Raw genomic sequence first — 14,092 nt, forward strand, 5'->3', positions numbered from 1 at the left:
TTAACAGAGATAACGACGCAATACTACCCTGACGACCATTACGTCGTTTATTAGTTATTAGATGACTGGGTTATTGCTGTGCTTCTTGATAAATTCGATCAACAATGGTGCTAATAATATCCTCCGGTCCGGTTAACCCTCCTTTTCCGACACAAATTAAGCCGGCATAATCGCCACCAATAATTCGCACCATATCGGTTTGTGGGATGACATAATCAATCATTTCTATTCCGGTGGCACCCAGCTCTTTTAGTACATTAACCATAGTGTCGCCGCCGGTCATATACAGTCCTTTAATTTCACCGGAGGCGCAGTTAAGCACCTCGCGCACAATACTGCCCAGCCCCTGGTTAATATTTTGCGCAGCCTCACCGTGGGCCAGAGCAAATCTCTGTTCCTCCTCCTGAAGGTTCAGCAACCGCCCGGTCAACGCGGACTCAAAAACAAAGAGCGCGTTGTGCTGCGCCGGAACGCACTGCCGGGCATGCTGTACCACGCGATTGACTTCAATTTCAGCGGCGTTTTTCCGGTCAACCAACAGCTCGGCATCCACCGGGATATGGCAGACCCGGGCATCCCTGGCGATTAAATACTGGAGCTGCTTTTTGGTTACGGGCGTAGCGCTGCCAGCGACGATCAGAATCGAGCCGCGCTGGCTGTCCGCTGTCAGGCTCGCGGGCGCACTGCTCCGCGCTTCGCGCATCAGACCGCGACGAACCGCCAGCCGTTCGGTAAAGGGCCCCGGATCGACGGCCAGTACGTTCCAGTTCAGGGCCACGACCGCCCCGGCGATGGCATCAACATCGTCGACGGTAATCGCATCGACCACTATCACCCGCACGCCGCGCTGCTGCTGTTCCTGTAAATCCTGCTGGATTTGCCCTTCGCCTTTCATCACCGACGTCAGCGCGATATGCCCGACCTGATGATGGGTCTGCGCCGCCAACAGTCCCGGCACCCACGACTCGGTGACAGGGGTACGTACATCACGAGCCACATCGGTCCGCGACAGGGCTACCGAATCAATCACCGAATAACCGCCGACGAGAATACGCCGTGACTGCGGCATCGCCGGCACCACAACCGCCACCGTCTCCTGCGGCAGTTGTTCCAGCATGGCATCGATTTCAAATCCGATGCCGCCGCGCAGCGTGGTATCAATCCGCTTGGTGAAGTAGTGCGCGCCGCGAGCCTGCAGCTGTTTCACCGCAGCGCTCACTTTGTGCTGGGCCTCCGCTTTCGGCAATGGGCGGCTGTCGCTGCTGACCACCATCGCCGGATACTCTACCTCATTGCGGGCGAAGGATTCGGTATCGAAAAACGCGGCGGTTTTTAAACCGCTGCGCGCCAGCAGCACCCCGACGGTGGTCGCCCCGGTCAGATCGTCAGCCACGATCCCAAGCTTTCCACCCTCCCCTTGCGGCCAGACCATTTCAATACAGGCAGGCGTTACCCCGGAGACGTAGATCCCTTCGTGTATAAATTCCGCCAGCGGGCCGCTTTTACCGGTGGGGTGCAGGTTAATGGTGGGAATTCTCCGCTTCGGATAGAGTCCGCAGCGCAACGTGCCGCCGCAGTCGATGACCATTAAACCAATCTCTTCCGCCGGCGGTTCGCCATTTTTGAATACATCAATGGAGGGCCAGCCGGTCAGTTCGCTCAGGCGGTCAACGACCGGAGGGCGGATGCCCCCGGTGATGTACGCAATCTTTTTCCCCTGACCCAGCGTGATAGTCAGTGGCCCGCCCCAGCCCTTACAGCCCTTGCTAATCAACAGATGTTTTTCCATTTCTCTGTCCTCGTGATTCGCATGAACCTCAGCGATTATTGATGCTTCATTTTCCAGTAACGGGCCGCCACCAGCGTCGACTCCAGCATACTGACGGTACCTGCCTTACCGGTACCGGCAATATCAAACGCCGTTCCATGGTCAACGGAGCTGCGCATAAACGGCAGACCGAAGGTAATGGTGATCGACCGTTCAAAGTCGAGGGTTTTGCAGGCGATATGCCCCTGATCGTGATACAGCGAGAGAATGGCGTCGTAGCGCCCCTGTTTGCCGAGATGGAACACGGAATCGGCCGGAACCGGCCCGATAGCGTTGATCCCCATCTCCTGAGCGGCTTTCACTGCCGGGATCAGATTGTCAGCCTCTTCGTGACCAAACAGACCGTTGTCGGAACCATGCGGGTTCAGCGCGGCCACGGCAATGCGCGGATTGTTGATGTTCAGGGCGGTAAATTCATGGTGGATCTGCTGAACGCAGGCCAGCACCCGCGCTTTGTTGGCATAGTCACAGGCTGCTTTTAGCGCCATATGACGACTCACGAAGAAGACGCGCAGGTTGTGGACGTGGAACATGGTCAGACCGTAATCAGATTGGGTTTCCACCTGATAGATTTCGGTATGGCCCGGGAGCTTACATCCTGCCAGCTTGATGGCTTCCTTATGAATTGGTGCAGTCGAGACCACGTCGATCAGTCCCGCTTTGCCCAGCTCGATCGACTTCATCACATAGTCCAGCGACATTTGCCCCGCCAGCTTCTGCACCTTGCCCCATTCGATGCTGTCGCAATCGTAGTCGCCGGTTTCCAGAACATCCAGCGTCCCCCAGCTGAAACGGGCCTCCTGCGGATGGGCAATTTTATGGATAGCAAAATCGCAGCCCATGATTTTCATTGCCCGGGAGATAATCGGTACCGAGCCGATCAGGAACGGTTTGCACTCGTCATACACGCTTTTGTCCATCATGGTGGCCACGGTGATCTCGGGGCCGATCCCTGCCGGATCGCCGATGGTAATCGCCACAACGGGTTTTTTCTCTGCTGACATCATGCGCCTCTCATTGTCTCAGTTGATTGATCATATGTTCATTGCTAAATCATATGCACAAAACATTACCTGATTAATAACGCTTCATTGGTGATGGAGATCACATAAAAAAATTCATAGATTTTTTTTATCGAAAAATGTGATCTAACATATGTTCACTACGTGATAAAAAGTTCAACCTCAATACAGGGTATGGCACCCACATTTGGCAAGCGTTTGATTTTATTAACAGGAGAAGCAACGATGACCCCGATATGGTTAGGAACCAGCTGGAAAATGAATAAGCCGCTGTCGCAGGCCATGGCCTGGTGCGAAACGCTGGCAGCGCGGATGCCTGAGGGCTGTCACCCCGCTATTCAGCCCTTCGTCATTCCCCCCTTCACCGCGATCCAACCCGTCAGCCATTTTCTGCAAACGCATCAGTTACCGCTTCTGACCGGCGCGCAGAATATGCATGAAGCGGATCAGGGCGCCTGGACCGGGGAAATCTCGGCGGCCATGTTGGCAGAAACCGGCGCCACGCTTGTTGAGCTGGGACATTCAGAACGACGCGCCGCCTTTAATGAAAGCGATGCCGCGATTAATCGAAAAGTGCATAGCGCCTTAGGTCATGGCCTGCGCCCGCTGATCTGTATTGGCGATAGCGCCGAGGAGAAACGCTGGCAGGTGTCGCGTGAAAGCGTGGTGCGGCAGATGAAGATCGCCCTGTATGGCCTGAGCCACCAGCAGGCGCTGCGGACCCTGATTGCGTATGAACCGGTGTGGGCCATTGGCGAACATGGTACGCCCGCCTCACCGCAGGAGGCGGGTGTCATTCATCAGGCGCTACGTCAGGCGCTTTGCGAGCTGTTTGGTCACGACACGGGAACCCGTATCCCGCTGCTCTATGGCGGCAGCGTTACGCTGCAAAATGCGGTGGAACTGCTGCGCCAGCAGGAGATCAATGGGTTGTTTATCGGCCGCGCGGCCTGGGACGCGCAAGGATATTGCGACATTGTTCAACGCGTTACACAGGAATTTATTTCACAGGCGCAGTAATATAAAAGGGACATCAGAGATGGAAATGCCAGGCCATGATTGAACAAGACTCAGATTACGCCCTGCTCACTGAAATTGCGGTGGCTTATTACGACCAGGAACAAACGCAGGAAGAGATTGCCAGGCGATTTGGCATTTCACGTATCAAAGTCGGGCGCCTGCTGAAAAAAGCGCGTCAGGAAGGGATTGTTGAGATCAGCGTCAAATACCATCCGGTCTTCAGCTCCCAGATTGAGCAGCAGTTTATTTCGCACTTTGGCATTAAGCGCGCGCTGATTGCCCTGGATCACCATGATGAAGATGAGCAGCGCCAGCAGGTGGCGGCCCTGGTCAGTAACTATCTGGCTGGCGTGTTAAAAAACGATATGACCGTCACCGTTGGTCAGGGGCGCAATGTGGCCGCGGTGGCGAATCACGTCGGCGTATTTCCGGAGCGCCACTGCCGCTTTATCTGCGGCATCGGCGGAACCAAGCGCGACAATCAGCTGATTGACGCCGACCACATCAGCCGGAACCTGGCGCGCAAATTTAACGGCTTCAGCGAAACGCTTTACGCCCCGGCCTATGTGGAAACCCCGGAGCTGCGCGCCGCCTTTATGCAAAACCGCCTGATTAAGGCCACGCTCGAACAGGCCAGCAAAGCTGACGTGGCGATCATTGGCCTCGGCGATATGAATGAAAACAGCTTTATGGTCCAGCTCGGCTGGTTTACGCCGCAGGAAATTGCCACCGCGCGTCAGGAGCAGGGGGTGGTGGGCGATCTGGCGGGATACAGCTTTTTCAATATTCAGGGCAAACCCGTCGATACGGTGATGAATGACCGGGTCATTGGCTTAAGTCTCGAACAGCTGCGGGCCATTCCCTGCGTGATCGCTATCGCCTCGGAAAGCACGAAAGCGACGGCGATCCTGGGAGCATTACGCACCGGGGTTATCGATGTGCTGGCTACCAGCGCCTCGAACGCCCGTTCGGTCATTAATATGCAAAAGGCGCTATAGATAAGCCACGGCGCAGGCGGCGGCTCAGCGTCGACCGCCGTCGCGCTGGCCTTTGCCCTTCCCTTTTTCGGCTCGCCGCTGCATAAAATCTTCAATGATGCCGACGATCCCGTTGAGAGGTTTCCACAGTACCACCAGCAGCAGCATGGGGCCGTATATCCGCACACCCCCTGTCGCGACCTGACCGATGCACAGCAGGGCTAAGATATCCAGCAGCAGGCACAATGCGCTGCCAGTGCCGACGAACAGACACAGCAGGAAGAGGATCGGCCGGCTATCGGCGTGTAACGGTAAAGCGCGCTGGCTCCAGACGCCGACGATAATGGCCGCGATCAACATGATCGCTTCGATAACCAGCGGATTATGCATGGTCTGACTCCTGTCATGACGTATCATCCTTGTCAGCAGCGCGGCCGGCGGCGCTGGGCTACGCCCTGGCTACCGGCAGGCTGCTGCCGTTTACTGCGCATTTTCCTGCAACAGCTTATCGATAAAGGCGGGCACCACTTCGCTTGCCAGCCCGTAGTGCTTTTCGGCAAACTCGCTGCCCACCTGGCTGGGTTCCAGGTTCAGCTCAACGGTATGGGCGCCGTGCAGCCGCGCCTCGTGCACAAAGCCGGCCGCCGGATAGACATGGCCGGAGGTGCCGATGGCGATAAAAATATCCGCGTCGGCCAGCGCGCTGTAGATCTCATCCATCCCCAGCGGCATCTCGCCAAACCAGACCACGTGCGGACGCAGCGCCGCCGGGAACTGGCAGCAGTGGCATTTGTCCTCAGCGGTGACGTCGCCGGTCCACTCCAGCACCTGGCCGCTCCACGAACAGCGCACCTTCAGCAGTTCGCCGTGCATATGGATCACCCGGCGGTTGCCGGCGCGCTCGTGCAGATTATCAATATTCTGGGTGACCAGCAGAAAATGGTCGCCCAGCAGATCCTCCAGACGCGCCAGCGCCAGATGCGCCGCGTTCGGCGCGATCTCCGGGCTCTGCAGCTGGCGACGACGGGCGTTGTAGAACGCCTGCACCAGCGCCGGATCGCGGGCGAAGCCTTCCGGCGTCGCCACATCTTCTACCCGATGCTCTTCCCACAGGCCATCGGCCGCGCGGAAGGTTTTGATCCCCGACTCTGCCGAGATGCCCGCGCCGGTTAACACCACCACTCTCGGTTTTGCCATCGCTTCAGGTTTCATCCTGTCCTCCCTAAAGAAAATCCGCTGACGCAGACGGTCACGCAACCGACGTTTATTGCGACGAAAACGGCTCAATCGATGTAAACGGCGCGACTGCATAGCTACCTCTGTGGTTAATGGGTCAGATGAAGGAAAGCCGCACCGCGCATTCCCCCGGCATCGCCGTGGCGCGCGCGCTCAATGCGCGGTACCCTGGCGACCGGCAGAAGATGGCGCGGCAATCGCTGTGCCAGCCCTTCGCTAATGGCCGTAAAGTTAGATAATCCACCGCCGAGCACCAGCAAATCCGGGTCGACAATGGTCAGTATATTCCCCAGACACACCGCCAGCAGATCGAGATAGCGCTCAACGTGCGCCTGGGCGCGCGGATCGTGCTGCTGCCACTGCGCCACAATCTCCGGTGAGGAGAGCGATTGCTGATAAAAATGTTCGTACAGCCAGGCGAAACCGCGACCGGAGAGATAATTTTCAATGCAGCCCAGCTGGCCACAGCCGCAGCGCAGCAGCGGAAAATCGCGCCCGACCACCTCCAGGGCATCGACCGGCAGACGAATATGACCAAACTCGCCGGTGATATAGCTATGTCCGGTAATCGATTTACCGTCCAACACCAGGCCGCCGCCCACGCCGGTGCCGAGGATCAGCCCCATCACCAGCGGGTATTGCGTAAACTCATCGTCCCACGCTTCTGACAGCGCGAAACAGTTGGCGTCATTATCGAGGCGCACATCGCGCCCCAGCCGCGCGCTGAGGTCGGCGCGCAGCGGCCGGCCGCTGGCGGCTGGCACGTTAGCGGCATACAGCGTGCCGTCTGCGGTTTCCGGCATCCCCGGAATACCGATCCCGACCGACCCCTGCTGGTCGAAGCGCTCATCGGCCTCGCGCACCAGCGCCTCTACCGCCTGGAGAAAATCCTCATAACTGCTTTTCGGCGTGGCGACGCGTTTTTCCCACTGCAGCCGCCGCTCCTGATTAAATACGCCCAGCGCTATCTTGCTGCCGCCAATGTCAAATCCATAATACATTTCAGCAATTCCTCTTGTGTCGTCAGCAAAGCCGACGATGACGATAAATTACTGGCCACTCAGCACCCTCGCCGGGTCGATACGGCTGGCGCGGCGGGCGGGATACCAGCTGGCCAGCAAACTCAGCAACAGTGCCGTCACCAGCACATAAAAGACGTCCAGCCAGTGCAGTTCTGACGGCAGGAAGTCAATAAAATAGATGTCGCCGGAGAGGAATTTATGCCCAATCAGGTATTCGATGCCGTTAATGATTGACGTCAGATTCAACGCGCAGATCACGCCGATCACCACCCCGAACAGGCTGCCTACCGATCCGGCTAATAAACCATACCACACGAAAATCGCGCGAATTAAGCCGTCTTTTGCGCCAAGCGTGCGCAGCACCGCAATATCACCGCTTTTGTCTTTGACCGCCATCACCAGCGTCGAGACGATGTTAAAACAGGCCACGCCGATCACCAGCACCATCGCCAGGTACATAATGGCGCGGATCATCTGGATGTCGCGATACATATAGCCATAGGTGCCGATCCAGCTCTTGATGTAGACGTAGCTGTTGGTCACCTCGCCGGCGTCGCGCACCAGCTTGTTCGCGTGAAAAACGTCGGTGACCTTGATGGCGATGCCGGTCACGCTGCCGCCCATCTCCAGATACTGCTGCGCATCCTGCATTGGGATCATGGCAAAACTATGATCGAGCTGGCCGCTCAGCTGTAAAATTCCGGTCACATGCAGCCTGACGCGTTTTGGCTGCAGCAGCTGATGGTCGGCGTCGGCGTTAGGGATCATGATCGACACCCAGTCCCCCTGCTTCACGTGCAGCGCATCGGCGACCCCTTTCCCCAGAATCACCTGCTGTTCGCCAGCCTTGAAGCCGGCCCACGCGTTGTTCTGAACGAAGGTAGGCAGCGCGCTGAGCCGGGTTTCCTGCTGCGGGTCGACGCCTTTCACCTGGATGGCGCGCATATTACTGCCGCTCTCCACCAGGCCGGTGAAGTTAATATAGGGCGCTGCCGCGACAATTCCCTTCACCTTCTGCACCTTCGCCAGCGCTTCCTGCCAGTTATTCCACGGCTGATTCACGGGTTCGATTTCACCGTGCGGCACCACCGCCAGCACGCGGTTGTTCAGCTCGCGCTCAAAGCCGTTCATCGCGCTGAGGCCGACGATCAGCACCGCCACTCCCAGCGCAATGCCGATGGTGGAGATCACCGAGATCAGCGACACCATGCCGCCGCGCCGCCGTCCGCGGCTGAAACGCAATGCAATCAGTAACGATAACGGAGACGCCATTACTCGGCCCCCATCAGGGTCAGGTCGGCGGTCAGGCGGCCATCGCGCATCTCCAGCTGGCGGCTCATGCGCTTCGCCAGCTGCAGGTCGTGGGTCACCACCAGAAACGCGGTGCGCTGCGCGACGTTCAGTTCGCCCAGCAGCTGGAAGATGCTGTCGGCGTTGCGGGCATCAAGGTTACCGGTCGGTTCATCCGCCAGCACCAGCCGCGGTTTATTCACCAGCGCGCGGGCAATCGCCACCCGCTGGCGTTCGCCGCCGGAGAGCTCCGACGGACGGTGATGGCTGCGGTGTTCAAGCCCGACCGCCTGCAGCATCGCTTTCGCCTGGCGTTCAATGTCCGCCGGCTTCTTTTTGCCAATCAGCAGCGGCATCGCCACGTTTTCCAGCGCGCTAAAGTCCGGCAGCAGATGGTGGAACTGATAGATAAAGCCCAGCTCGCGGTTACGCAGGTCGGCGCGCGCGGCGGTGGAGAGCTTACTCATCGGCTGGCCGGAGAAAATCACATCGCCAGAGGTGGGCGTATCCAGGCCGCCGAGCAGATGCAGCAGCGTACTTTTACCGGAGCCGGAGGTGCCGACAATGGCCATCATCTCGCCTTCGCCAATGCTGAAGCTGACATTGTGCAGGACATCGGTTTGCACATTGCCTTCCTGATAGCGTTTGCACAGGTTGTCGCATTGCAGCAGGATCTTATTCATAACGTAAAGCCTCAGCGGGTTGGGTGGCGGCAGCGCGCCAGGAAGGGTACAACGTAGACAACAGGGCCAGCACCATCGCCACCAGGGCGATAACAATGACCTGCAGCGGCTCAATAGCCACCGGCAGCGCCGCGCCGTCAAGGAAGGCGCCGATGATCGGCATTAAATTATTCAGCTGGCTGGCCAGCAGGGCGCCAAGCACCGCTCCCAGCAGCGCGCCGACGATCCCGGCGCTGGCACCCTGCACCATAAAGACGGCCATAATCTGCCGCGGCGTCAGCCCCTGAGTCTGCAGGATCGCCACTTCGCCCTGCTTCTCCATCACCATCATCCCCAGCGAGGTAATAATGTTGAAGGCCGCGACGGCGACGATCAGGCTCAGCAGCAGGCCCATCATGTTTTTCTCCATGCGCACAGCCTGGAACAGTTCGCCCTTGCGCTCGCGCCAGTCCTGCCACTGGGTACCTGGCGGCAGCGTCTGCTGGCTCAGGGTGTCGACCTGCAGCGGTTTATCCAGCCACAGGCGCCAGCCGGTGATATTGCCCAGCGGGTAGCGCATCAGACGGGAGGCGTCGTCGATATTGGTCAGCATCTGATAGCCATCGACTTCGCTGTTGGCGGCGAAGGTGCCGATGACCGTGAACAGACGCTGGCTCGGCACGCGGCCCATCGGCGTAAACTGACTGGCGGAAGGAACCATCACGCGGATTTTATCGCCGCGATTAACCCCCAGCTGGCCCGCCAGCTGCTCACCGAGAATAACGTTATATTTGCCCGCCTGCAGATCGCTCTGTTTGACGTTCACCAGGTACGGAGTCAGGGGATCGTTCTGCGCCGGATCAATGCCCAGCATCACCCCAACCGCCACGCTGCGCGCGCTCTGCAGCACCACGTCGCCGGTGGTGATCGGCGCTACGCGGGTCACGCCCTGGAGTTTCGCCTCGCGCTCCGGCAGTTGCTGAGGGTTCACCGAGCCTTGTTTAGCGCTAAGAATGGCCTGCGGCATCAGCCCCAGGATGTTGTTTTGCAGCTCGCGTTCAAAGCCGTTCATCACCGACAGGACCGTCACCAGCGCCATTACGCCAAGCGTAATACCGATAGTTGAGAGCCAGGAGACGAAACGACCGAAGCGGTCGGCTGCGCGCCCGCGCATATAGCGCAGGCCGATAAAGAGTGCGGCAGGTTGGTACATGTCATCCATCTGGTTGCTGATAGCCGATGCCCGAGTATATAAGCGATTAGGGGCAGCGTAAATGACTGATACCTGACGACTTTATTAGCAATAATCCTAAAAACCAAGCAAATACAAACGGATAGATAAGTACTTACTTATTTATCTTTACGCTTATCAACCGCGCTGACCTTTCTTCACCCAATACCTGATGGCAATTCGGGTTGGCGAATCCAGGCCAATCGCGGATAATCTCACTATTGAATATCAGCGAGTTGCCCTCCATATCGGCAGAGCGAATCCCCAAGAGATCATGAAACCGTCTATGCCTGAACAATATCGATACTCATTGCCGGTCAAAGCCGGCGATCAGCGCCAGCTTGGCGAGTTGACCGGCGCAGCCTGCGCCACCCTGGTGGCGGAGATGGCCGAACGCCACAACGGCCCGGTGGTGCTGGTGGCGCCTGACATGCAAAACGCGCTGCGTCTGAACGACGAAATCAGGCAGTTTACCGACAGCATGGTGATGGGGCTGGCGGACTGGGAAACGCTCCCTTACGACAGCTTCTCGCCGCATCAGGACATCATCTCCTCCCGTCTTGCCACCCTTTACCAGTTACCCACTATGCAGCGCGGCGTGCTGATCGTCCCGGTCAGCACCCTGATGCAGCGCGTCTGTCCGCACAGTTTCCTTCACGGCCACGCGCTGGTGATGAAAAAGGGCCAGCGCCTGTCGCGCGATGCGCTGCGCGCTCAGCTGGAGGGCGCCGGCTACCGCCATGTCGATCAGGTGATGGAGCACGGCGAATATGCCACTCGCGGCGCGCTGCTCGACCTGTTCCCGATGGGCAGCGATCAGCCCTACCGCCTCGATTTCTTTGACGATGAAATCGACAGCCTGCGCCTGTTCGACGTCGACAGCCAGCGTACGCTGGAGGAAGTGGCGGCCATTAACCTGCTGCCGGCACACGAATTTCCCACCGACCAGACCGCCATCGAGCTGTTCCGCAGCCAGTGGCGCGATCGCTTTGAGGTGAAGCGCGATGCCGAACATATCTATCAGCAGGTCAGTAAAGGAACGCTACCTGCCGGTATCGAATACTGGCAGCCGCTGTTCTTCAGCGAGCCGCTGCCGCCGTTATTTAGCTATTTCCCGGCCAGCACGCTGATCGTCAACACTGGCGATCTGGAAGCCAGCGCGGAGCGATTCCAGAATGAAGCCCGGGCCCGTTTTGAAAACCGCGGCGTCGACCCGATGCGCCCGCTCCTGCCGCCTGAGCTGCTGTGGCTACGCAGCGATGAGCTGTTCAGCGAACTGAAAAAATGGCCGCGCGTGCAGCTGAAAACCGAGCGTCTGGCGGACAAAGCGGCGAATACCAATCTGGGCTACCAGACGCTGCCGGACCTCGCGGTGCAGGCACAAAACAAAGCGCCGCTGGATAATCTGCGTCGCTTCCTCGAAGCGTTTACCGGCCCGGTGATCTTCTCGGTGGAAAGCGAGGGTCGCCGTGAAGCGCTGAGCGAAATGCTGGCGCGGATCAAAGTTGCGCCAAAACACGTGCGGCGGCTGGAGGAAGCCACCGGCAGCGGCCGCTATCTGATGATTGGCGCCGCCGAGCACGGGTTTATCGACAGCCAGCGCGATCTGGCGCTGATTTGCGAGAGCGACCTGCTCGGCGAGCGGGTGGCGCGCCGTCGTCAGGATTCCCGTCGCACCATCAACCCTGACACCCTGATTCGCAACCTCGCCGAACTGCATATCGGCCAACCCGTGGTTCACCTTGAGCACGGCGTGGGCCGTTACGCGGGGATGACCACTCTGGAAGCGGGCGGCATCACCGGCGAATACCTGATGTTGACCTACGCCAACGATGCCAAATTGTACGTTCCGGTATCGTCCCTGCATCTTATCAGCCGCTACGCCGGCGGAGCGGAAGAGAACGCGCCGCTGCACAAGCTGGGCGGCGATGCCTGGACCCGGGCGCGACAAAAAGCGGCTGAGAAAGTACGCGACGTGGCGGCCGAGCTGCTGGATATCTACGCCCAGCGCGCGGCGAAAGCCGGCTTTGCCTTTAAGCATGACCGCGAACAATATCAGCTGTTCTGCGACGGCTTCCCGTTTGAAACCACGCCGGACCAGGCGCAGGCGATTAACGCCGTCCTCAGCGATATGTGCCAGCCGCTGGCCATGGACCGCCTGGTGTGCGGCGATGTGGGCTTCGGCAAGACCGAAGTGGCCATGCGCGCCGCCTTCCTCGCCGTGGAGAACCACAAGCAGGTGGCGGTGCTGGTGCCGACCACCCTGCTGGCTCAGCAGCACTATGACAACTTCCGCGATCGTTTCGCCAACTGGCCAGTACGCATCGAAATGCTCTCCCGTTTCCGCAGCGCTAAAGAGCAGGCGCAGATCCTTGAGCAGGCTGCGGAAGGCAAAATCGATATCTTAATCGGCACGCACAAGCTGTTGCAGAGCGAAGTGAAGCTGCGCGATCTCGGGCTGCTGATCGTCGACGAAGAGCACCGGTTTGGCGTTCGTCACAAAGAGCGCATCAAAGCGATGCGCGCCGATGTCGATATCCTGACCCTCACCGCCACACCGATCCCGCGAACGCTGAACATGGCGATGAGCGGGATGCGCGATCTGTCGATCATCGCCACGCCGCCGGCGCGCCGCCTGGCGGTGAAGACCTTTGTTCGCGAATACGACGCCCTGGTGGTGCGCGAGGCGATCCTGCGCGAAACGCTACGCGGAGGCCAGGTCTACTATCTGTTTAATGACGTTGAGAACATCCAGAAAGCCGCCGACAAGCTGGCGGAGCTGGTGCCTGAGGCGCGGATCGCCATCGGTCATGGTCAGATGCGGGAGCGCGAACTGGAGCGGGTGATGAATGACTTCCATCACCAGCGCTTCAATGTGCTGGTGTGCACCACTATCATCGAAACCGGGATCGACATTCCCACCGCCAACACCATCATCATTGAACGCGCCGACCATTTTGGCCTCGCCCAGCTGCACCAGCTGCGCGGCCGCGTTGGCCGTTCGCATCACCAGGCCTATGCCTGGTTGCTGACGCCGCATCCGAAAGCGATGACTACCGATGCGCAGAAGCGCCTTGAAGCCATTGCCTCTCTGGAAGATCTCGGCGCCGGCTTTGCGCTGGCGACCCACGATCTGGAGATTCGCGGCGCCGGTGAACTGCTTGGCGAAGATCAGAGCGGTCAGATGGAAACCATCGGTTTCTCTCTGTATATGGAGCTGCTGGAAAACGCGGTAGATGCGCTGAAAGCCGGTCGCGAGCCGTCGCTGGAGGATCTCACCAGCCAGCAGACGGAGGTTGAACTGCGCATGCCTTCCCTGCTGCCTGACGATTTCATCCCCGACGTCAATACGCGACTGTCATTCTATAAGCGCATTGCCAGCGCCAAAAACGAACAGGATCTGGAGGAGATCAAAGTCGAGCTGATCGACCGTTTTGGCCGCTTGCCCGATGCCGCCCGCAATCTGCTGGATATCGCCCGTCTGCGTCAGCAGGCGCAGAAGCTGGGGATCCGTAAGCTGGAAAGCAACGAAAAAGGCGGTGTGATCGAATTTAACGAGAAAAACAACGTCAATCCGGTGTGGTTGATCGGCCTGCTGCAGAAGCAGCCGCAGCACTTCCGGCTTGACGGGCCGACGCGCCTGAAATTCATGCAGGATCTGGAAGAACGTAAGACGCGGATGGACTGGGTTCGTCAGTTTATGCGTCAGCTGGAAGAGAACGCCGTCGCCTGATTGACGGGAGATACGGCCCTCTGGCCGTATCTCTCTTCCTACATACCTGGCAATCTTTACAAACATTTTGC

At 58.7% G+C, this 14,092-nt stretch carries 12 protein-coding genes; 3 read left to right on the forward strand and 9 right to left on the reverse strand.

Annotation, left to right across the window (positions count from 1 at the left end; genetic code table 11):
• Positions 1–70: 70 nt before the first annotated feature.
• Entirely contained in the window at positions 71–1,789 is a 1,719-nt protein-coding gene (locus B8P98_RS17625; protein WP_025712371.1) for a four-carbon acid sugar kinase family protein, read from the reverse strand.
• A gap of 35 nt (positions 1,790–1,824) precedes the next feature.
• A complete protein-coding gene (pdxA, locus tag B8P98_RS17630) occupies positions 1,825–2,832 on the reverse strand; it encodes a 4-hydroxythreonine-4-phosphate dehydrogenase PdxA (protein WP_008806010.1) in 1,008 nt (335 codons plus the stop codon).
• 243 nt (positions 2,833–3,075) lie between these two features.
• Between pdxA and B8P98_RS17635 the strand changes: the two genes are divergently transcribed.
• Together B8P98_RS17635 and B8P98_RS17640 are read left to right on the forward strand one after the other, a co-directional pair.
• A complete protein-coding gene (locus B8P98_RS17635; RefSeq protein WP_080897945.1) occupies positions 3,076–3,870 on the forward strand; it encodes a triose-phosphate isomerase in 795 nt (264 codons plus the stop codon).
• Positions 3,871–3,905: 35 nt separating this feature from the next.
• Complete coding sequence (locus B8P98_RS17640; protein ID WP_004204597.1) at positions 3,906–4,868, forward strand: sugar-binding transcriptional regulator; 963 nt, start codon at positions 3,906–3,908, stop codon at positions 4,866–4,868.
• A gap of 24 nt (positions 4,869–4,892) precedes the next feature.
• Here the strand turns inward: B8P98_RS17640 and B8P98_RS17645 are convergent, their stop codons facing one another.
• From B8P98_RS17645 to B8P98_RS31050, 7 genes are all read right to left on the reverse strand, one after another.
• On the reverse strand, positions 4,893–5,237 hold the full coding sequence (locus tag B8P98_RS17645; protein ID WP_080897946.1) for a hypothetical protein: 345 nt from the start codon (positions 5,235–5,237) through the stop codon (positions 4,893–4,895).
• A gap of 90 nt (positions 5,238–5,327) precedes the next feature.
• On the reverse strand, positions 5,328–6,158 hold the full coding sequence (gene cobB / locus B8P98_RS17650; protein ID WP_080897947.1) for a Sir2 family NAD+-dependent deacetylase: 831 nt from the start codon (positions 6,156–6,158) through the stop codon (positions 5,328–5,330).
• A 14-nt stretch (positions 6,159–6,172) separates the two neighbouring features.
• Positions 6,173–7,084 carry an N-acetylglucosamine kinase gene (gene nagK, locus B8P98_RS17655; RefSeq protein ID WP_095033273.1) on the reverse strand — a complete coding sequence of 304 codons (912 nt, stop codon included), beginning with the start codon at positions 7,082–7,084 and terminating at the stop codon, positions 6,173–6,175.
• 48 nt (positions 7,085–7,132) lie between these two features.
• On the reverse strand, positions 7,133–8,377 hold the full coding sequence (lolE, locus tag B8P98_RS17660; RefSeq protein WP_008806005.1) for a lipoprotein-releasing ABC transporter permease subunit LolE: 1,245 nt from the start codon (positions 8,375–8,377) through the stop codon (positions 7,133–7,135).
• A complete protein-coding gene (gene lolD / locus B8P98_RS17665; RefSeq protein ID WP_002900798.1) occupies positions 8,377–9,078 on the reverse strand; it encodes a lipoprotein-releasing ABC transporter ATP-binding protein LolD in 702 nt (233 codons plus the stop codon). Before lolD ends, lolE begins: the two co-directional genes overlap by 1 nt.
• Positions 9,071–10,270 carry a lipoprotein-releasing ABC transporter permease subunit LolC gene (gene lolC, locus B8P98_RS17670; RefSeq protein WP_042929337.1) on the reverse strand — a complete coding sequence of 400 codons (1,200 nt, stop codon included), beginning with the start codon at positions 10,268–10,270 and terminating at the stop codon, positions 9,071–9,073. The genes lolD and lolC overlap by 8 nt, the downstream gene beginning before the upstream one ends.
• Before the next feature lie 133 nt (positions 10,271–10,403).
• A complete protein-coding gene (locus B8P98_RS31050; protein ID WP_165931812.1) occupies positions 10,404–10,535 on the reverse strand; it encodes a hypothetical protein in 132 nt (43 codons plus the stop codon).
• A 39-nt stretch (positions 10,536–10,574) separates the two neighbouring features.
• Between B8P98_RS31050 and mfd the strand changes: the two genes are divergently transcribed.
• Positions 10,575–14,021 (forward strand): transcription-repair coupling factor, encoded by a 3,447-nt coding sequence (mfd, locus tag B8P98_RS17680; RefSeq protein WP_095033274.1) that lies wholly within the window; start codon positions 10,575–10,577, stop codon positions 14,019–14,021.
• Positions 14,022–14,092: the final 71 nt, after the last annotated feature.

This window comes from Klebsiella quasivariicola (assembly GCF_002269255.1).
In the GTDB taxonomy this organism is placed as follows: domain Bacteria; phylum Pseudomonadota; class Gammaproteobacteria; order Enterobacterales; family Enterobacteriaceae; genus Klebsiella; species Klebsiella quasivariicola.